The organism is Parvibaculum sp., assembly GCF_035325945.1.
Taxonomy (GTDB): domain Bacteria; phylum Pseudomonadota; class Alphaproteobacteria; order Parvibaculales; family Parvibaculaceae; genus Parvibaculum.
Genome location: NZ_DAOKYX010000022.1, coordinates 16496 through 36307, shown reverse-complemented (window position 1 = coordinate 36307; position 19812 = coordinate 16496). Strand labels below are relative to the sequence as shown.

General features: G+C 65.4%; 14 protein-coding genes and 1 pseudogene. 12 read left to right on the top strand and 3 right to left on the bottom strand.

Features of this window, described 5'->3' with window-relative positions; genetic code table 11:
• Positions 1-317 precede the first annotated feature (317 nt).
• Positions 318-2348: a TonB-dependent receptor gene (locus PKA57_RS11065; RefSeq protein WP_324300502.1), complete on the bottom strand. Its 2031-nt coding sequence runs from the start codon at positions 2346-2348 to the stop codon at positions 318-320.
• A gap of 179 nt (positions 2349-2527) precedes the next feature.
• Between PKA57_RS11065 and ppk2 the strand changes: the two genes are divergently transcribed.
• From ppk2 to PKA57_RS11040, 5 genes and pseudogenes are all read left to right on the top strand, one after another.
• Complete coding sequence (ppk2, locus tag PKA57_RS11060) at positions 2528-3358, top strand: polyphosphate kinase 2 (protein ID WP_324300500.1); 831 nt, start codon at positions 2528-2530, stop codon at positions 3356-3358.
• On the top strand, positions 3355-4680 hold the full coding sequence (locus tag PKA57_RS11055; RefSeq protein ID WP_324300499.1) for a DUF4010 domain-containing protein: 1326 nt from the start codon (positions 3355-3357) through the stop codon (positions 4678-4680). Before ppk2 ends, PKA57_RS11055 begins: the two co-directional genes overlap by 4 nt.
• Positions 4677-5878, top strand: a pseudogene (locus tag PKA57_RS11050) (MFS transporter). The gene PKA57_RS11055 and the pseudogene PKA57_RS11050 overlap by 4 nt, the downstream one beginning before the upstream one ends.
• Entirely contained in the window at positions 5875-6714 is an 840-nt protein-coding gene (rlmJ, locus tag PKA57_RS11045; protein ID WP_324300497.1) for a 23S rRNA (adenine(2030)-N(6))-methyltransferase RlmJ, read from the top strand. Before PKA57_RS11050 ends, rlmJ begins: the two are co-directional and overlap by 4 nt.
• 140 nt (positions 6715-6854) lie before the next feature.
• Complete coding sequence (locus PKA57_RS11040) at positions 6855-8162, top strand: MFS transporter (RefSeq protein ID WP_324300495.1); 1308 nt, start codon at positions 6855-6857, stop codon at positions 8160-8162.
• A 55-nt stretch (positions 8163-8217) separates the two neighbouring features.
• On the opposite strand, the gene PKA57_RS11035 is transcribed toward PKA57_RS11040, so the two are convergent.
• Complete coding sequence (locus PKA57_RS11035; RefSeq protein WP_324300494.1) at positions 8218-9648, bottom strand: aldehyde dehydrogenase family protein; 1431 nt, start codon at positions 9646-9648, stop codon at positions 8218-8220.
• Positions 9649-10003: 355 nt separating this feature from the next.
• On the opposite strand from PKA57_RS11035, the gene PKA57_RS11030 reads away from it, so the two are divergent.
• Positions 10004-11542: a GMC family oxidoreductase gene (locus tag PKA57_RS11030; protein WP_324300493.1), complete on the top strand. Its 1539-nt coding sequence runs from the start codon at positions 10004-10006 to the stop codon at positions 11540-11542.
• Positions 11543-11545: 3 nt separating this feature from the next.
• On the top strand, positions 11546-11971 hold the full coding sequence (locus PKA57_RS11025) for a hypothetical protein (protein ID WP_324300492.1): 426 nt from the start codon (positions 11546-11548) through the stop codon (positions 11969-11971).
• Between the two features lie 66 nt (positions 11972-12037).
• Here PKA57_RS11025 and mtgA read toward each other — a convergent pair whose 3' ends face one another.
• On the bottom strand, positions 12038-12784 hold the full coding sequence (mtgA, locus tag PKA57_RS11020) for a monofunctional biosynthetic peptidoglycan transglycosylase (RefSeq protein ID WP_324300491.1): 747 nt from the start codon (positions 12782-12784) through the stop codon (positions 12038-12040).
• Between the two features lie 151 nt (positions 12785-12935).
• Between mtgA and PKA57_RS11015 the strand changes: the two genes are divergently transcribed.
• The 5 genes from PKA57_RS11015 (at position 12936) to PKA57_RS10995 (ending at position 19780) form a co-directional block, all read left to right on the top strand.
• A complete protein-coding gene (locus tag PKA57_RS11015; RefSeq protein ID WP_324300490.1) occupies positions 12936-13169 on the top strand; it encodes a hypothetical protein in 234 nt (77 codons plus the stop codon).
• Between the two features lie 371 nt (positions 13170-13540).
• The gene (locus tag PKA57_RS11010; RefSeq protein WP_324300489.1) at positions 13541-14677 is read left to right on the top strand and encodes an efflux RND transporter periplasmic adaptor subunit; all 1137 of its coding nucleotides are present in this window, start codon (positions 13541-13543) and stop codon (positions 14675-14677) included.
• On the top strand, positions 14674-17808 hold the full coding sequence (locus tag PKA57_RS11005) for an efflux RND transporter permease subunit (RefSeq protein WP_324300487.1): 3135 nt from the start codon (positions 14674-14676) through the stop codon (positions 17806-17808). Before PKA57_RS11010 ends, PKA57_RS11005 begins: the two co-directional genes overlap by 4 nt.
• Positions 17809-18020: 212 nt before the next feature.
• The gene (locus PKA57_RS11000; protein WP_324300485.1) at positions 18021-18236 is read left to right on the top strand and encodes a DUF3311 domain-containing protein; all 216 of its coding nucleotides are present in this window, start codon (positions 18021-18023) and stop codon (positions 18234-18236) included.
• Positions 18237-18244: 8 nt separating this feature from the next.
• A complete protein-coding gene (locus PKA57_RS10995) occupies positions 18245-19780 on the top strand; it encodes a sodium:solute symporter (RefSeq protein ID WP_324300483.1) in 1536 nt (511 codons plus the stop codon).
• Positions 19781-19812: the final 32 nt, after the last annotated feature.

Here is a 19812-nt window from a genome sequence, read left to right as displayed (position 1 = left end):
ACGCGCAGCGCGAGGGAAAATCGGGTTGTGAACCGGCGAAACGCCAGGCGAGCGCCCTCAGCGAGCGCGACACGCGCTCCGGCTTTCGACCGGTCCTCCGATGGAGCGGAGGCATCGCTGCGTCGGCCGTCGTGGCCGGTGCCGCGCTGTGGAGCCGATCGCACCATGCTTGGCCTGGAAATTCCCTCTCGTCCGCCGGACGCAGAAGGCACGAACGCTCCCCCGACGGACACACTGAACCGGACCGTTATAAGGAAGTGATAGCTAAAATTCGGTTACGGGGCGGCGGACAGGACCCGGGATCGGCGTTCGAACCCCTAGAACCTTGCGAGCACCACGAAACGGACGCTTCGCCCCGGAAGCAGCATTCCGTCCTTTTTGAACGAGACATGGTTGCGGATGTCGTCGTTGAGAAGATTGTCGCCGATGAGCGCGAATTCGACCGCCGTCCCGCCGGTGAGAGATCTTGAAGGCCGATAGCTAAGCTCCGCATTGACGCGTGTATAGCCGGCGGTTTCCGTTTCGCCCGGCCCGAGTCTCTTCTGGCTGAAGGCGTGGAGAAAGCCGAGCCGGGCCGCCAGCAGGTCCGCTTCGTAATAGACGCCGGCGCCAATGCGCATCGGCGGAATGCGGGGCACATTGCCCCCCTCATCGAGCGTGGCGCGGACGAAGTCGAACAGCCCGTCGACACCGATGACCCCTTCTCCGGCTTCTGCAAGCGCCCTGCGGCCGCCGATCTCGATACCGCGAAAGGTCGCGCCCCTTGCGCTGAAGCGGAGCTGATCGAGTTCGTCGCCCGCGCCGCCCGGCACATTCGTGCAGCTGTCGTAACTGTCGTCGCAGGTCTCGCCCGTCAGCGCCTTCAGAATGTAGTCGCGGAACCTGGTCTGATAGGCCGCGACCTCGAAGGAGGAGCGTTTGCCCTCGCGGCGTAGCGACAATTCGGTCGAGAAGGCCGTCTCCTTGCCGAGCATCGGATCGCCGATCTCGAAGGTCCCGGTTGCCTCATGCGGCCCCTTCGAGAAAAGCTCAGCCGCCTCGGGGGCACGTTGCGAAAGCTGCGCGGTCGCGCCCACCACCCAGTCTCCACCGGGCGTCCACACCACCCCCGCGGAGCCGCTGAGCGGCACGAAGCTCCGCTCGACCCTATTGATGGCTAAGGTCGCCTCGTCGAGCGCCCCGCCATTGACGACGACCCGCTCCGCGCGGGCGCCGAGCTGAAGCTTGAGCGCACGGGCAAGCGGCATCTCCTCGAAGAGGAACATGGCGAGCATCGTCGTGTCGGTCGGGGCTAGCAGCTCACCCCCCTCGCCGCCGGCGCTCAGATGGTGCCGAAGCGCATGAATGCCGAATGCGCCGATGATGGAGCCGGGCTCGCCGTGCAAGAGTTCCGCCCTCCCCTCCCACAAGCGGTCGTCGAAATGCGAGCCGACATCGCCCGAAAAAGCGCCGACCTCATCGTGATGATAGTTGCTGTAGCCGCCGGTAAGGCGGAGCGTTTCAAACACGCTTCCGAGATCGTCGAATTCTGCTTCCGCCTGCAATTTCGTCTGGTTCATGTCGATCCATGTCGGGTCAAGCGGATCGTCCGGCACCGGAATGCCGTATCGGCTGCCGAAATGCGAGATCGAAGCGCCGGCATATCCCTGATCGAAGAACACGGACGCGCCGCCTGCCACGCCCTTCGCATTCGACCATGTCATGACCTGCCGCGACGGATGGCCGGGAATGCTGTAATCCTCGGTCCTCCTGTCAAAGGCATCGAAATGCCAGACGATCGGACCGGCCGCGGCCTCCACCAGTCCCGCCGCCTGCCGTCCCCTGTCGGCGGTGCCATAGCCTGCCGTCACCTCGCCTTTTATCCCGCCTGCCGGCACGGATGACGGGATGCGCGAATTGATGACATCGACCACGCCGCCGATCGCCTGCGATCCATAGCGCAGCGTCGCCGGACCGCGGATCACTTCGACCTTCGTCGCACTGAAGGGATCAATCGGCACGGCATGATCCTCGCTCACCGTCGAGACGCCATTGCCGCCCAGACCGTTTTCGAGGAGCTGAACACGCGCATTGTCGAGCCCGCGAATGATGGGCCGGCTCGCGCCGCCCGCGAAGGAGGATTGCGCCATTCCGGGGGCATCGGCAAGAAGTGCGCCGAGCGTCGAAGCGCCACTTTCCACGATCCTGTCGCGCCCGACAACTGTCACCGGCCTTGCAAGTTCCTCGAGCGGCGAAGCCCAGGGGGTGGCAGTCACCACAAGTTCCGGCACATCGCCCTGTGCGACGGCCGGAGCGGACCAGACGACGGAAAGACCGATACCAATCGAAACAGCAACCCCCCGGCGCATGACACCTCACTCCTTTAAGCAATGTTATAACATTACATATCAGAGAAAATTTCCCGCGCAACCCGCGACCGGAAATGAAGCCGCGCCCGATCCGCCCCCGGCGCTGCATGAATGCCCCTTCTGAAAACGCCGCCGACGCACTACTCTGAAGGCGCAACGCAGGGCGATCGAGGCTTGCCATGGCAGACAAGCTGAAGAAGGCCGGCAAGACCGGGAAGAGGCACGCCGGTTTCCGGGACCCGAACGGCGAGAACGGCGACGACCTCTACAAGAAGGAACTTTACGAGCTGCAGGTCGAGCTCGTGAAGCTCCACAAGGATGTCATCGCCAACAATCGCAAGCTGCTCGTGGTCTTCGAGGGGCGCGACGCCGCCGGCAAGGACGGCACCATCAAGCGCATCACGGAGCATCTGAGCCCGCGCGAAACGCGCATCGTCGCGCTCGGCAAACCCTCCGACCGCGAAACGAGCCAGTGGTATTTCCAGCGCTATGCGCGCTACCTCCCGGCGGCGCAGGAAATCGTCTTCTTCAACCGGAGCTGGTACAACCGCGCGGGCGTCGAGCCCGTCATGGGCTATTGCACCGAGAAGGAGCGTGAGGAATTTCTCGCCACCGTTCCCGCCTTCGAGGAAATGCTCAAGGGAGCCGGCATCACGCTCTTCAAATATTATCTCGACATCACCCGCGACGAGCAGAAGAAGCGGCTCGAGGATCGCCGCAAGGATCCCCTGAAGCAATGGAAGCTCTCGCCCGTCGACAATGCGGCGCTGAAGCATTGGGCGGATTACAGCCGCGCCCGCGACGTGATGTTCGCCCGCACGCACGCGCTTCACGCGCCCTGGTACGTCGTTTCGGCCAACCGGAAACGCGAAGCCCGGCTCAATGTCATGCGCGACCTTCTGAGCCGCATCGACTATGACGGCAAGAAGGCCAAGCTGACGGTTCCCGATCGCGAGATCGTCTTCTCCTTCGATCCCGCATATCTCGAAAACGATCGGATCGCCAAATGACGCTGCCTTCCCCGGCTTTCCCGCTCGAACCGGAGCGTCTGGCCGTCCTGCTCGCGCTCGGCTTTTTCTTCGGCCTCGCCTTCGAGCAATATTTCATCCGCAGCCACATCAAGCCGCCGGGCGGCGTGCGCACCTTTCCGCTGCTGGCGCTCGCGGGCGCGCTGCTCTATGCGCTCGACCCCGCGCATGGCCTGCTCCTGCTTGGCGGCCTCGTGATACTGGGAGCATGGCTCACCGTCTATTATCGCGAGCGTCTCACCCATCAGCATGCGGAAGCGGAGGAAGACGGCGGCGGCGGTGACCGGCGGCTCGACGCCGGCATCATGGCCCCTGTCGGCAACATCCTCGCCTTCCTCCTCGGCCCCATCGCGCTTGCGCAGCCGCTCTGGGTCGCCGTCGGCATCGCGGTGGCGGCCGTGCTCCTCACCGGCGCGCGCGACCGGCTCCACGCGCTCGCGACCACGCTCGGCGCGGACGAGTTCACCACTCTTGCCACATTCCTGATCGTCATCGGCATCATTCTGCCGCTGGCGCCGAACGAGCCCGTGACGACGCTCACCGACATCACTCCCTATGAGGTCTGGCTTGCCGTCGTTGCCGTCTCGACGCTTTCCTATCTGAGCTATCTCGTGCAGCGCTTCCTCGCGCCGCGCCATGGCATTCTCATCTCGGCAGCACTCGGCGGTCTCTATTCCTCGACGGCGACGACTGTCGTGCTCTCCCGCCGCGCGGCCACCGCGACCGCCGCGCTCGCGCGAACCCAGGCCGCCATCGTGCTCGCCACGGCCGTCATGTTTCTCCGCATCCTCGTCGTCGTGGGCATCTTCAGCCCCACGCTGGCGCTGAAGCTTCTGCCCGTCATCTCCGTTCTCTGCCCCCTCGGCCTTGCCGCGAGCGCCTGGCTCATGTGGACGGAACGCGGCCAGGCCGCCACCCGCGAGGACCGCCCCGCCGCGACGACGAACCCGCTCGAGCTTTCCACGGCCATCGTCTTCGCCATCCTCTTCATCGCGCTTTCGATCGCGGTGAGCTGGGCGAAGATCCGCTTCGGTCAGGGTGGCATCTTCGCGCTCGGCGTTCTCGCGGGCTTCACCGATATCGACCCCTTCGTCCTGAGCCTCGCGCAGGGAACGGCGCGCGCCATCGACTTCAACGTCGCCGCCGCCGCGATCATCGTCGCCGCCTCCGCGAACAATTTCCTGAAAGCGATCTACACGCTCGCCTTTGCGGGCCGCGAGTCGGGAGCAAGGCCGGCGCTCGCGCTCTTCGCGCTGGCGCTCGCGGGCGTTCCCGCCGCCATGTATCTCTACACGCCCCGATGACGGCGGGCAGAGGAACAGGCACAACGGGCAGCAGTCGCCTGCCGGCAAGCATCTGGGCGCTGGGCCTCGTCAGCCTCTTCATGGACATGTCGTCCGAACTCGTCCATGCCCTGCTCCCCGTCTTTCTGGTGACGACGCTCGGCGCGAGCATGCTGTCGGTCGGCATCATCGAGGGCATCGCCGAAGCGACGGCATCGATCACCAAAGTCTTTTCCGGCCTTGTCAGCGACTGGATCGGCAAGCGCAAGCTGCTCGCCGTCGCGGGATACGGGCTCGCCGCGCTGACGAAGCCGCTCTTCCCGCTCGCAACGACGATCGACACCGTACTCGCCGCGCGTTTCATCGACCGCGTGGGCAAGGGCATTCGCGGCGCCCCGCGCGATGCGCTCGTCGCCGATCTCGTGGCGCCCGCCCAGCGCGGCGCGGCCTATGGGCTGCGCCAGGCGCTCGACACGGCGGGTGCGGTGGCAGGCCCTCTCCTCGCCATCCTTTTCATGTCGATCTTCGCCGACCGGATCAGAACCGTCTTCTGGATCGCGACGCTGCCCGCGATCCTCGCCGTCGTCATTCTCATCCTTGCCGTGCGCGAACCGGAGCGCCCGCGCATGGAAGCTGCGCCGCGCGCGCCCTTCCGCCTTGCGGATCTCAAGGGCTCGGGCGGCCCTATTGGGAAGTCGTCGCCGTCGGCGCGGTGCTGACGCTCGCGCGCTTCTCGGAAGCCTTTCTCGTCCTGCGCGCGCAGGGCACGGGGCTCGCCGTCACCTATGTTCCACTGGTGATGGTCGTCATGAGCGGCGTCTATACGCTCGCCGCCTATCCGGCGGGTCTCCTTGCCGACAGGCTCGACCGCCGCTCGCTCCTTGCCTTCGGCTTCGTGCCGCTCATTGTCGCCGACATCGTGCTCGGCGAGGCCACATCGCCCATCACCGTCTTTTGCGGCGTCGCGTTCTGGGGGCTCCATATGGGGCTCACGCAAGGGCTTCTCGCCACCCTCGTCGCCGATGCCTCGCCCGCCGCCCTTCGCGGCAGCGCCTTCGGCCTGTTCAATTTTGCAAGCGGCATCGTGCTTCTTGCGGCAAGTGTCATTGCCGGCGCTCTGTGGCAGAACTACGGTCCCGCTGTCACCTTCTATGCCGGCGCTGCGATCACGGGCGCAGGGCTCGCCGGACTTGTCATCGTCAACAGGCGCAGATCGTGAACTACCGCCACGCCTACCATGCCGGCAACTTCGCCGATGTGATGAAGCACGCGATCCTCGTGCTCGCGCTCGAGCATCTGCGGCAAAAGGAAAAGCCCTTCTTCGTGCTCGACACCCATGCCGGAACGGGCGAGACGGACCTGACCGGCGTCGAGGCGCAGAAGACGGGCGAATTCCGCGACGGCATCGCGCGCATCCTCGCCGATCCCTCGCCCCATCCGGCGCTTCGGCTCTATCTGCAAACACTCGCGGAGCTTGGCTGCGCGAGTGAGAACCCCGGCCGCTATCCCGGCTCGCCGCTCATCGCCCGCAGCCTCGCGAGAGAGAGCGACCGCCTCGCCTTCTGCGAACTCCACCCGGACGACGCCGCCGATCTCAAGGCCCTCTTTCGCGGCGACCGCGCCGTCAGGGTCCATGAAACCGATGGCTATGGCGCGCTGAAGGCGCTGCTGCCGCCCCCAGAGCGCCGGGGCCTCGTCCTCATCGATCCGCCCTTCGAGGCGCGCGACGAATTCGACCGCCTGCTCGCGGCGCTCGGCGAGGCGCTCGCGCGCTGGGCGAGCGGCACCTATCTCATCTGGTATCCGGTCAAGGACCCGAGCGTCTCCGGCCAGTTTCTCGACCGCCTCGCGGAAGACGGCCCGCCCAAGACGCTGCGGGCGGAACTCCTGATTCGCGCCGCCGACGATCCGGCGCGGCTTTCAGGCTGTGGCATCATCGCCATCAACCCGCCCTGGACGCTTGAAGAGACGCTTCGCGATCTCCTGCCCTGGCTTGCGGCGAAACTCGCGCAGGGTCCCGGCGCCCATGCGCGCATCGAATGGCTGAGGCCTTGAGCGACCCCTCATCGCCGCCCGAACGCGGCATAAAACCGGATGGTCCCTTGCGGTAAGCAGGGCTATAAAGACGCGCCGCCGGAAGCGAACACCGGAATCGAACCGATGAAGATTCGCGCGCGGCAGAGAGGAAACGAACCATGGATGGGGGGGCAAACCACCCTGCGGTGTGGTCGCAAGAGCGCAAGGCTGCGGAAGAGGCTTACCACGCCGAAGTCGAGCGCAATCTCACCCGCAATTATGTGGCCAATCTCGCTCACGGCCTGCTCGGCCAGACCGGCTTCCGCCTTGTAACGGCGCCGACCTTCGTACCGGCCTATATCTTCCTTCTGTCAGGCTCGGAATTCGTGGTCGGCCTCGCGCTCGCCTCGCAATGGCTCGGCAATGCGCTTTCCGCGACGCTCGGCGCGACGCTCGTCGAACACCGAAAGCGCGTGCTCCCCATGGGGCTCCTCGTCGGCTGGGGCATGCGCGGCGGCGTGCTCGGCCTTTCGCTCAGCGGCTATTTCCTGCCGGACCATCTGGCGCTGATCTTCGCCTGCGTGTTCCTCGGCTTCTTCGGCCTCTTCAACGGCATCCAGTCCGTCATTTTCCAGCTGCTGATGGCGAAGGTCATTCCCTTGCGCCTGCGCGGCAGGCTGACCGGCTTCCGCAATTTCGCCGCCGGACTGACCGCGGCCGGCGTCGCCTATATAGGCGGCAAATATTTCGTCGAAGCCCATGCGCTCGGCAACGGCTATGCGACGACATTCCTCGCCGCCTTCGTCCTCACATCGGCCGGCCTCTCAATGCTGCTGATGGTGAGGGAGCCGGATTCGCCCGAGGTCCGGCCACGCACGAGCCTCGCCCTGCGCCTGCGTGAAATTCCGGGCCTTCTTCGCGAGGACAGGGAGCTTCTCTTCTTCTGCGTCGCCTCGTCGGCCGCGGCCCTCGGCACGCTCGCCGTGCCCTTCTACATTCTCTTTGCGGGCGAGACGATCGGCCTTTCCGGAACGACGCTCGGCGCCCTCTCGACCGCCTTCCTCCTCGCGCAGACGGGCATGAACCTCGTCTGGGGCGCGCTTGCCGACCGCATCGGCAACCGCATCGTCTTTCTGCTCGCCGTCGGCCTCTGGGCCGTCTCGACCGTGCTCCTCATGGAAACGCATTCGCTCATCGGCATCGCCATCGTCTTCGCCGGCCTCGGCGCTGGCCAGGGCGGCTTCCAGAACAGCACGCAGAACATGATCCTCGAATTCGGCGCGCGGGAGGATCTCGCCATGCGCATCGCCGTGCTGAACACCGGCACATCCTTCGCCAGCGCCATCGGACCGCTCATCGGCGGCTTCATCGCGGGCGCGGCGTCCTATGCCGCCGTCTTCTGGATTTCGACGTCCATGCTCGCCATCGCCTTCGCCATGGTCTTCTTCCTCGTGGCCGAGCCCCGCAAGCGCAACGTCTTCCATTGAAAAAGCCGGCGCCCTCGGGGCGCCGGCTTCGTCAAATCTGGCTTTGCCGCGGAAATCAGGCGGGGTTGTAGCCGAGCACGGCCTTCACCTCGAGGAACTCCTCGAAGCCGAACTCGCCCCACTCGCGGCCATTGCCGGACTGCTTGTAGCCGCCGAAAGGCGCATTGAGGTCCGGGCCGGCGCCGTTCAGATGCACGTTGCCGGTGCGCAGGCGCGAGGCCACCTGACGCGCGCGCTCGACCGAACCCGACTGCACATAGCCCGACAGGCCATAGACCGTGTCGTTGGCGATGCGAATGGCGTCTTCCTCGTCCTTGTAGGGCAGGATCGCCAGCACCGGGCCGAAGATTTCCTCGCGCGCGATCGTCATGTCGTTGGTGACATTGGCGAAGACCGTCGGGCGGACATAATAACCCTTGTTGAGGCCTTCCGGACGGCCGAGACCGCCTGCGACGAGCGTCGCGCCTTCCTCGATGCCCTTCTGGATCAGGCCCTGGATCTTGTTGAACTGGACCTCGCTCACCACCGGGCCGATGACCGTGCCTTCGGCATTGGGATCGCCCGCCTTGACCTTCTCGGCAGCGGCCTTGGCGACCGCGATCGCCTCGTCCTGACGGCTCGCCGGAACGAGCATGCGCGAGGGCGCGTTACAGGACTGACCCGAATTGCTCATCATGGTCATGACGCTGCTGGAGATCGCCTTGTTGAAGTCGGCGTCGTCCAGAACGATGTTGGCCGACTTGCCGCCGAGTTCGAGCGCCACGCGCTTGACCGTATCTGCCGCGGCCTTGGAGACGAGGATGCCAGCCCGGGTCGAACCCGTGAACGACACCATGTCGACATCGGGATGCGAGGAGAGCGGCGAACCGACATCGACGCCATCGCCATTGACGAGGTTGAAGACGCCGGCGGGAACGCCCGCCTCATGCAGAACCTCGGCGAAGAGATAGGCGTTGATCGGCGCAACTTCCGACGGCTTCAGAACCATGGTGCAGCCGACCGCGAGCGCCGGCGCGACCTTGCAGGCGATCTGGTTGATCGGCCAGTTCCACGGCGTGATGAAGGCGCAGACGCCGACCGGCTCGCGCACGATGCGCGTGGTGCCCTTGTCGCGCTCGAATTCGTAGGTCTTGAGGATTTCGAGATTGGTGTTGAAATGCGCAAGACCCATGGCCGCCTGAGCGCGCTGGGCGAGCTGGACGGGCGCGCCCATTTCCGCCGTGATGGCGGCGGCGATTTCGGCATAGCGCTTCTGATAGACAGCCATGATCGACTGCAGAAGCTCGATGCGCTCCTGACGGGTGGTCGTGGAGAATTTCGGGAACGCCGCCTTCGCCGCCGCGACGGCCTTGTCGACGTCCTGCTTGTTGCCCATGCTGATGCGCGCGCAGGACTCTTCTGTCGCGGGATTGATGACGTCGAGCGTCCTGGGCTGGCTCGGATCGACCCACTGGCCGTTGATGTAGAACTTCAGATAATCGGTCATAGCAATCCTCCGTTTGATGCCGTCCCCGCCCTCGGCGCACCGGTTTCGACTCATCGCTCCTCACCGCCGGATCGATGGTGAGGGTTTCGAATTACGCCGACCCGGAGGTGAATGCCGCAGGGTCCGCCCGTTTTTGCCGGGAGGGGTATTTCTTTGGGAGAAACCTGACACAGAGACTTGAGCCGGGTCCAGTCCAAAAAGCCGTCCAAATCCGCCAATTCCCTTTTTGCCGCGGAGAAAAAATCCCGCCGCCGGAATTCCACGCTCTCGTCGCAAAATTGACATAGGCGAAAAATAGAGGAAATTGGTGCGTCTTTCGGGCCCAGCGGCCCTTAAATCCCGGAGCGAAGAGCCGATGTTCATCGACGGACGCCAGGTCCCGGACAATACCGTCATCGAGACGGACATAGCGATCATCGGCGCCGGCGCGGCCGGCATCACCATTGCGAGGGAACTCCGCAATACCGACGCCACCGTCACGCTGATCGAAAGCGGTGGGTTCGACTTCGATCCCGAAACCCAGGACCTCTATGCCGGCGAGACCGTCGGCGTGCCCTACACGCTCGACACCTCGCGCCTTCGTTATTTCGGCGGTTCGACCAATCACTGGGGCGGCTGGTGCCGTCCTTTCGAGCCAATCGATTTCGAGCAGCGCGACTGGGTGCCCCATTCGGGCTGGCCCATCACGCGCGCGCAGCTCGATCCCTATTACGTCAAGGCGAACGAGGTCTGCCAGATCGGCCCCTTCATCTATGACGATGCGGAAGCCTTCTCCGAAGGCGGGAAGTACCGCCCGCTCGATCTGCCGGGCGGCGAGGTGATGACGCGCTTTTTCGAATACAGCCCCCCCACCCGATTCGGCTGGACCTATCGCCCCGACATCGAGAAGGCCGCGAACATCAAGACCTATCTCCACTCGAACGTGCTCGAGATCGTGCCGGACGAGACGGCCGGGCGCGTTGAGCGCCTCCGGGTCGGCACGCTGAGCGGGCGGCGCTTCGAGGTGCGGCCGAAGCTCGTCATCCTCGCGACCGGCGGCATCGAGAATGCGCGCATGCTCCTTCTCTCCAACAGCGTCGAGAAAGCGGGCCTCGGCAACGGGCGCGGCCTTGTCGGGCGCTACTTCATGGAGCATCCGCACATCAACCGGCCTTGCGAGATCATGATCACCGATCCCGCGCTGGTCGCGCCCTATTACCAGACCTACACGAAATCGGCGGGCGTCAATATTCGCGGCGTCTTCATGTTCACGGCCGACTATCTGCGCAAGCATCGCCGCCTCGGCACGGTCATGACCTTCTACAAGGTGCAGGAGATCCGCACCGACATCGAGATCGAGACAAAGGACCCCGAGGATGCGCGCGCGATCGAGGCCGGTCTGGCGCAACTCGTGCGCTCGACCACATCCAGTGCGGGCGAGAGCCCCCTCCTCGCCATGCGCTACGGCACGGGCTGCGCCACCGAACAGGCGCCGAACCCCGACAGCCGCATCCTGCTTTCGCAGGAGAAGGACGCGCTCGGCCTCAACCGCACGAAGATGGACTGGAAGCTCACCGCCGAAGACCGCACCAATCTGCGCCGCAATCTCGCCGCGCTCTCCCGCGCCTTCGGCGCCTGGGGCGAGGGCCGCGTGCGCGTTCTCTTCCCCGAGCGCGACGCATGGGAAGAAGCGGAAGGCTGGGGCAACCATCACATGGGCACCACCCGCATGGCCGACGATCCGCGCAAGGGCGTCGTCGACGCGAACTGCAAGGTGCATGGCGTCGAGAACCTCTATGTCGCGGGAAGCTCCGTCTTCACCACATCGGCTACCGTCAATCCGACACTGACCGTCGTCGCGCTCGCGCTTCGCCTCGCCGAGCATGTGCAGACACGCTTCGTCAGGGGAGTGTGAGCCATGGCGACGACGATCTCCCGCAGAAACATGCTTGTGCTCGCCCTGGCCGGCGCCGCGGCCGCGGCACTTCCGGCTGCGTTCATCGCCATCGAGCGCGAATCCGGCGACACGACGGACCAGCTTCTGTCGATGCTCTCCGACCCTTCCGGCGCCGCCGAGATCGGCAGGCGCTGGGCGGCATCGACCAAGCGCGAGCATAACGCCGCCGCCCTCGCGCAGAAGATCGCCAAGCGGCTTCGCGCCCATGGCTGGCGCCCTGGCGACGATCCGGAGCTGATGCGCGCCGCGCTCGCGGCCCGGGTGCGCCACGAATTCGCGCGTGACGATCTCGTGGACATAGAAGGCTGGCAGGTCACGCGCACGGACGCGGAGCTTTGCATGCTGGCCGCGCTCCACAGCGGGGCGGCGCTTTCAAGCGAAGGCTGAAGCGGCGGGATCAGAGCCCGACGCGCATGTCCGCGCGAAACTCCATCGGCTCACAGAATTACGCCATTACGGGCAAGGCGTTCCCTTGCCGAGCGCCACGCTGTTGGCGCGTGCCATGATGGTCGCGGCGCGGTCGCGCGTCCATGGCCCCGGCCGGTCGGGATGCCAGTAGATCGGGTTGGGCAGCACGGCCGCGAGAAGCGCCGCCTGATGAGCGGAGAGCTGCGCCGCGCCGACGCCGAAATAGTGCCGCGACGCGGCTTCCGCGCCATAGATACCCGGCCCCCATTCGATCACATTGAGATAAAGCTCCAGAATGCGCGCCTTGGGTAGCAGCGCTTCGAGCCAGACCGTCAGATAGGCTTCGCCCGCCTTGCGCAGAAACGTCCGGGCAGGCCAGAGAAAGAGGTTCTTCGAAGTCTGCATGCTGATCGTGCTCGCGCCGAGCACGCGTTTTCGCTTCTTCTGATAGCGCTCGACGGCATTGCCGACCGCATCCCAGTCGAAGCCGCGATGGGCGCAGAACTTCGCATCCTCCGCCGCGATCACTGCCCGTTGCAGATGGGGGGATATGCGCGAAAGCGGTACCCAGGATCTGGAGACACCATAACCCTCGGCCGCCCGGATGAGCATGAGCGGCGTCACCGGCGGCGGCACGGCGCGGTAGAGAAGTATGACGAGCGCGGGCCCCATAAAGGCCGCCAGCAGCAAATAGCCAGCCCAGCGCCTGATGGCGCCCGCCCGCAGGCCCGGACGCGAACGCTGCCCGCGCCGGTCCCGCTGTCCCCCCGACTTTCTTTCAAACCTGTTCACGCCCGGATCATCGGTGAGTGCGGCACTGGAGACAAGCCCGGTAATTGCCTGATTTGTGTCACTTTTTCGCCTCCTTCGACCTCGATTCTGGCGATCGCGGGATGCGCCGCGGGAATCGGCGCCGCCCGCCCATTGCTGAAGGGAGGCCAAGATGAAGAAAGCAGCGACGATGCTGGTTGTAGCAGCTCTGCTCGGAACCAGCGCCTGCACCAACCTCGACAGCACCACCCAGGGCGCGCTTTCGGGCGGCGCCATCGGTACCGCCGTGGGTCTCGCAGCGACGGCCGTCGCAGGCACGAGCCTTGCGACGGGCGCCATTGTGGGCGGCGCGGTCGGTGCCGCCGCCGGTGCCTATGTGGGCTGTCAGAAACAGGGCAAATGCTGAGGCAAAGCCCCGTTCCATCCAATTCCGAAAGGCCCGCCCGGCAATCCCGCGGCGGGCCTTTTGCCATCCGCGGGCGCTTCCGGCTCCCCCGGCGCGGAGACCGGCGGGTGGCCGCCCCCTCCTCCGGCGCAGCATGTCGCTCCGCTGTCGCAAAAGACGCGTAGTCAGGACCGCCGGGCCTGAAATGCGAAGCCCTGCCCGGCGTCTTCTTTCTTACTTGTCCCCGCGCGGCACGGACTGAGGTAAACCAATCGGCAGGATTGAGTCGTATGCTTCGAGGCGCGACGGAAGAGTGCCGGCAGTTTCGTTTGAGCCGGTGGCAGCCCCCGGCTACGCGCCGGATGACATGACCAGAGCCGAAAGTCCCTGATATGCGAAAAGCGTCACCCCGCACCATTCTTGTCGCGCTGTGCGGCCTCGTCGCAATCGGCTTCGCCATCCATTGGCTCTTCTCGCCCTCCGCCGCGAGCCGCAAGCCGGGACGGGGCGACATCCCCCCCGTGACCGTCGCCGCCGCCGAGACGCGCAATGTTCCCGTCGATGTCGAGGCGGTGGGAACCGTCCTTGCGAACGCCACCGTGCAGGTGAAGTCGCGCATCGACGGCGAGATCGTCGCGGTCGCCTTCAAGGAGGGGCAGATCGTCCGCAAGGGCGACCTTCTTTTCCAGATCGACCGCGCGCCCTACGAAGCCGCGCTGCGGGCGGCGAAGGCCAATCTCCAGCGCGACGAGGCGCAGCTCGACAATGCGCGCCTCGACCTCGGCCGCGCGAACAAGCTCCTCGCCAAGGGCTACGCGTCGCAGCAGACGCACGATGCCGCCCAGGCGCAGGTGAAGGCGCTCGAAGGCAGCGTCGCCGCCGACAGGGCCGCCATCGATCAGGCCGCGCTCCAGCTCGGCTATACGGAAATCCGCTCGCCCATCGACGGCAAGACCGGTCCCTACCTCGTCGATGCCGGCAACATCGTCAAGGCGGCCGATGCGAACCCGCTGGTCGTGGTGACGCAGATCCAGCCGGTGAAGATTTCCTTTGCGCTCGCCCAGCAGCATCTGGCGAAACTCCAGAGCCGCATGGCGGAGAAGGCGCTCGTCGCCTCGTTCAGGCCGCACAATTCCAGCCGGGAGATTTCCGCGCCCATCGACTTCATCGGCAATCAGGTGAACGCCGATGCGGGCACGATCGAACTGCGCGCCACCTATGACAATGCCGGCCTCGACCTCGTGCCGGGCGAATTCGTGAATGTGCGCGTGCATCTCGACGAGATCACGAATGCCGTCGTCGTGCCGCGCGAGGCGGTGAATACGGGGCAGGACCGCCTCTATGTCTATGTGGTGACGGCCGACAGCAAGGCCGAGGCCCGCAACGTCGACGTGCTCCATCGCAGCGACGACATGGCGGCGCTGGCGCCCGGCGCGGTGAAGCCCGGCGAGCAGGTCGTGACGGACGGGCAGATGCGCGTCGCGCCCGGCATGCCGGTGAAAATCGTGCCGAGGGGACCCGGCGCATGAACGTCTCCGAAATATTCATCCGCCGCCCCGTCATGACGACGCTCGTCATGACGGCGATCGTGCTCTTCGGCATGTTCGGCTATTCGACCCTGCCGACGAGCGAACTGCCCGCCGTCGATTTTCCGACGATCTCGGTTTCCGCCTCGCTTCCGGGCGCCGATCCCCAAACCATGGCATCGGCCGTCGCGACACCGCTCGAGAGCCAGTTCTCGACCATCGCCGGCATCGACCAGATGACCTCGACATCGAGCCTCGGCTCGACCCGCATCACCATCCAGTTCAAGCTCGACCGCAACATCGACGCCGCCGCGCAAGATGTGCAGGCGGCGATCTCCGCGGCCCAGCGCCAGCTTCCCTCCGGCATGCCGAGCCCGCCGACGCTGCGCAAGGTGAATCCGGCGGACTCGCCCGTTCTCTTCCTGACCCTGAGCTCGCCCACCCTGCCGCTCAACGAGGTCGATCGCTATGCCGAGACGATTCTCGCGCGGCGGCTCTCCACCATCGACGGCGTCGCGCAGGTGAACGTCTATGGCTCGCAGAAATACGCCGTTCGCCTGCAGGTGAACCCCGACGCGCTCGCCGCACGCGGCATCGGCATCGACGAGGTCACGGCGGCCACGCAATCGCTCAACGTCAACAATCCGACAGGCTCCCTCAGCGGCCCGACGCGCAACACCGTCATCCGCGCCGACGGGCAACTCGTCGATGCCGACGCCTTCCGCCGCCAGATCGTCGCCTGGCGCAACGGCGCCCCGGTGCGCTTCGGCGATATCGGCGATGTCGTGGACAGCGTCGAGAACGATCAGGTTGCAAGCTGGGCGGGCAAGGACCGCGCCATCGTGCTTTCGATCCAGCGCCAGCCGGGCGCGAACACGATCGCCGTCGTCGATGCGATCCGCGGCGTCATCCCGGGCTTCATGGAGCAGCTTCCCGCCTCCGTCTCGCTCGACATCCTCTATGACCGGAGCGAATCCATCCGCGCCTCGGTCGAGGATGTGCAGTTCACGCTCGTGCTTGCCGCAGCACTCGTCATTCTGGTGATCTTCCTTTTCCTGCGCACATTGTCGGCGACGATCATTCCCTCGCTCGCGCTTCCGATCTCGGTCGTCGGCACATTCGCGGGCATGGCCTTCATGGGCTACAGCCTCGACAATCTCTCGCTCATGGCGCTGACGCTTTCAGTCGGCTTCGTCGTCGACGACGCGATCGTGATGCTCGAAAACATCATGCGCCATATCGAGAATGGCGAGCGTCCCTTCGAGGCCGCGCTCAAGGGCTCGCGCGAGATCGCCTTCACCATTCTCTCGATGACGGTCTCGCTCGCCGCCGTCTTCATTCCCGTGCTCTTCATGGGCGGCATCGTCGGCCGGCTGCTGCATGAATTCGCCGTCACCATCGTCATTGCGATCGCCGTTTCCGGCTTCGTCTCGATCACGCTGACGCCGATGCTGTGCAGCCGCATCATCCGGTCAGGCCACGGAGAGGCGGCGCCCGGGAAGCAGCAGATCGCCATTCTGCGCTGGAGCGAGCGCGCCTTCGCGGCGATGGAAAGCGCCTATGAACGGACGCTGCGCACAAGCCTCGTGCATCACCGGATGGTGTTCGGCGTCTTCCTGCTGAGCGTCGCGGCGACAGTCCTCTTCTTCAATATCATTCCCAAGGACTTCCTGCCGAGCGGCGACAACGGCCAGGTCTTCGCCATGACCGAAGGGCCGAACGGCATCTCCCTCGAGGACATGTCGCGCCATCAGCAGCAGGCTGCCGCCATCATTCTCGCCGATCCGAATGTCGCCGCCGTCATGTCCTCGGTCGGCGCGGGTGGATCGCGCTCGACCGTCAATGCGGGCACCATCGTCGCGCGCCTCAAGCCGCGCTCGCAGCGCAAGCTCAGCGCCGACGAGGTTATTCAGGAATTGCGGCCGAAACTCGCCGTCGTGCCCGGCATCAAGGTCTATCTCCAGAACCCGCCCGCGATCCGCGTCGGCGGACAGCTTTCGAAGGCGTCCTACCAGTACACATTGCAGGACCTCGATTCCGATACGCTTTACGGCGGCGCGACGCGATTGCAGAACGCGCTTGCCTCCGCCCCGGGCTTTCAGGACGTGACGAGCGATCTCGATCTCACGACGCCGACACTGAGCGTGGAGATCGACCGCGACCGCGCCGCCCGGCTCGGCATCACGCCCGAGCAGATACAGAGCGCGCTCGCCTCCGCCTTTGGCGGCATCCAGATTTCGACGATCTACACCTCGTCGGATCAGTACAAGGTCATCATCGAACTGCAGAAGAAATACCAGCAGGACGAAGCGGCCCTGCAACGGCTCTATCTGCGTTCGTCATCGGGCACGCTCGTTCCGCTGACCGCCGTGGTGCGGACGAAGCGGATCGCGACCTCGCTGACCGAGAACCATCTGGGCCAGCTTCCGGCCGTCACCATCTCCTTCAACCTCGCGCCGGGCGTCGCGCTCAGCGATGCGGTGAGCGCCATCGAGAAGGTGCAGAGCGAAATCCGCCTGCCCGACACGATCACGACGAGCTTTCAGGGAACGGCGCAGGCCTTCCAGAGCTCGATGAGCGGGCTCGGCATGCTGCTCGTGCTCGCCATTCTTGTCGTCTATATCGTCCTCGGCATTCTCTATGAGAGCTTCATCCACCCGCTGACGATCCTTTCCGGCCTGCCCTCGGCCGCCGTCGGCGCGCTGCTGACGCTCTATGTCTTCGACCTGCCGCTCACCCTCTATGCCTTTGTCGGCATGATCATGCTCATCGGCATCGTGAAGAAGAACGCGATCATGATGATCGACTTCGCGCTGGAGCGGGAACGGGCCGAAGGCATGGCGCCCGAGGAGGCGATCTTCCGCGCCGCGATCATCCGCTTCCGCCCGATCATGATGACGACCATGGCCGCCCTCATGGGCACGCTTCCCATCGCCATCGGCTTCGGCGAGGGCGGCGAGGTGCGCCAGCCGCTGGGCCTCGCGGTGGTGGGCGGGCTTGCGCTCTCGCAACTGCTGACGCTCTACATCACCCCCGTCCTTTACGTGTATCTCGACCGGATCGGCACGCGCTTCGGCGGCGGCCACAGGCAGAGGGCGGAAGCGATCGACCTGCCCATGGCGGCCGGCGAATGACCGCGCCCGCCCCACACTGCGCGTGACAGAGCGCGGGACTGCAACTAATGTTCCGGCGGGCGGAGTGAGAGACGGTTCCTGAGAACCCGGGGGTCCGCGAAAAGGGGGGAGAAGCCGGCCCGCGCCGAAGCGCGGGACTACGCTGCCTGCCACCCTCATCCGCTCCCCGACCCCGCCCCGGACAAACCGGACGAGCCCGAGGTCGAGGACGAATGACCAAGAACGCACCCGAAGACCAGCAGCCGCGGCGCAAGCGCCGCTGGCTCGTGCCCCTCGTCTTCATTCCCTTCGTGGCGGTGCTCTGGGTGCCGTTCTACAACACCCACGAGCCTGCCCTTGCGGGCATTCCCTTCTTCTACTGGTTCCAGTTCCTCTGGATCATCATCGGCGCCGCGCTGACGGTCTTCGTCTATCTCGCGACTGAATAGAGCCTCCCATGCACTGGACCGCCCTTACCGTCTTCACCGGGCTCTTCGCCTTCGTCACCATTCTTGGCTTCGTCGCCGCGCGCTGGCGCCAGGGCGACCTCAACCAGATCCAGGAATGGGGCCTCGCCGGGCGCCGCTTCGGCACCGTCGTCACCTGGTTTCTTCTCGGCGGCGATCTTTACACCGCCTACACCTTCATCGCCGTCCCCGCCCTCATCTACTCGGCGGGCGCGATGGGCTTCTTCGCGGTCCCCTACACGATCCTCGTCTATCCGCTGGTCTTCGTGATGTTCCCGCGCCTCTGGTCGGTCGCGCACAAGCACGGCTTCGTCACGGCGGCCGATTTCGTGAACGGCCGCTATGGCCATCAGGGCCTTGCCTTCGCCGTCGCGCTCACCGGCATCGTCGCGACCATGCCCTATATCGCGCTCCAGCTCGTCGGCATGGAAGTCGTGATCGGCGCGATGGGCATCCACGCAGACGGTCTTCTCGGCGAACTGCCGCTCATCATCGCCTTCCTGATCCTCGCCGCCTTCACCTATACGAGCGGCCTGCGCGCCCCGGCGATGATCGCCATCGTCAAGGACGTGCTCATCTATGTGGCGGTGATCGGCGCCATCATCATCATTCCGGGCAAGCTCGGCGGCTACACCGCGATCTTCAGCGCGATCCCGCCCGAAAAGCTCACCCTGCCGCCGCCCCCCGAAGGCAGCCTCGGCAGCTACAGCGCCTATGCCACGCTGGCGCTTGGCTCGGCGCTCGCGCTCTTCCTCTATCCCCACTCGATGACGGGCGTGATGAGCTCGAGCTCGGGCCATGTCATCCGCCGCAACGCCGCGATCCTGCCCGCCTATTCCGTCGTGCTCGGCCTCATCGCGCTCCTCGGCTACATGGCCTTCGCCGACGGGCTTTCGGCGAAGCCCGAATTCGCCGAGGGCTTCGCGCGCTATGGCGCGAATTTCGCCGTGCCCGCGCTCTTCCTCGACAAGCTGCCGGGCTGGTTCGCGGGCATCGCCTTCGCCGCCATCGGCATCGGCGCGCTCGTGCCGGCCGCGATCATGTCGATCGCGGTCGCCAATCTCTTCACCCGCAATATCTACAAGGCTTATTTCCGCCCCGATTGCACGCCGGAAGCCGAAGCGCGCATGGCGAAGATCATTTCGCTCATCGCCAAGATCGGCGCGCTGTTCTTCGTCCTCGGCCTCCAGCAGAGCCTCGCCATTCAGCTCCAGCTTCTCGGCGGCATCTGGATCATCCAGACCCTGCCCGCGATCTTCTTCGGCCTCTACACGCGCTGGTTCGACCCGCGCGCGCTCCTCATCGGCTGGGCTGTCGGCATCGGCACGGGCACATGGATGGCATGGACGCTCGGCTTCAAATCGTCGATCTATCCGCTCGTCATCTTCGGCGTGACCATGCCGGGCTATGCCGCGCTCTATACGGTCATCCTCAATCTCGCCATCGCCGCGATCCTGACGCCGGTCTTCCGCGCGATCTCATCGACCGCGCATCAGGACGTGACCGCGCGGGAGGATTACGTCTGAGCCTCGCCTGAAAGGCCGAAGGCGCGATCGAC